The following is a 439-nucleotide window of genomic DNA, read 5'->3' on the forward strand; positions in this document are numbered from 1 at the left end:
GGGGCGGAGCGGGTTCCGGACGGGAAGGTGGGTGCTGTGCCTGGGCCGTCTGCTGCCCGGTCTGCTTCGCCGGCTTCGCCTTTCACGGGTCTTGGCACGGGCGGCGGTTTCCCTGTGGTGGCGGTGAAGATCGACAATGTGGTGCAGGCCCGTCCGCATGAGGGTGTCTCGGCGGCGGATATCGTGTATGCGGAGCAGGTGGAGGGCGGGCTGAGCCGCCTGCTGGCTGTCTACTCGTCCCGGCTTCCGCCCCGTGTCGGGCCGGTGCGCAGTGCGCGGGAGTCCGACCTTGAGCTCCTGCGGCAGTTCGGCCGTCCGGTGCTGGCCTACTCCGGGGCGCAGGCCGCGGTGTCGGACATGGTCCGCAAATCCCCGGTCCTGTCTCTTCCGTATGCGGATGCAGAGTTTGCCTATGCCCGGGACGGGTCCAGGGATGCGC

The 439-nt window shown here is 69.5% G+C and carries 1 protein-coding gene; it reads left to right on the forward strand.

The window, feature by feature from the left end; all coding sequences use genetic code 11:
- Nucleotides 1–123: 123 nt before the first annotated feature.
- Nucleotides 124–439 (forward strand): DUF3048 domain-containing protein (locus ACFVX9_RS39810; RefSeq protein WP_387987204.1); only part of this gene is annotated, 316 nt, incomplete at its 3' end.

The organism is Kitasatospora sp. NPDC058243 (genome assembly GCF_042882025.1).
Taxonomy (GTDB): Bacteria; Actinomycetota; Actinomycetes; order Streptomycetales; family Streptomycetaceae; genus Kitasatospora.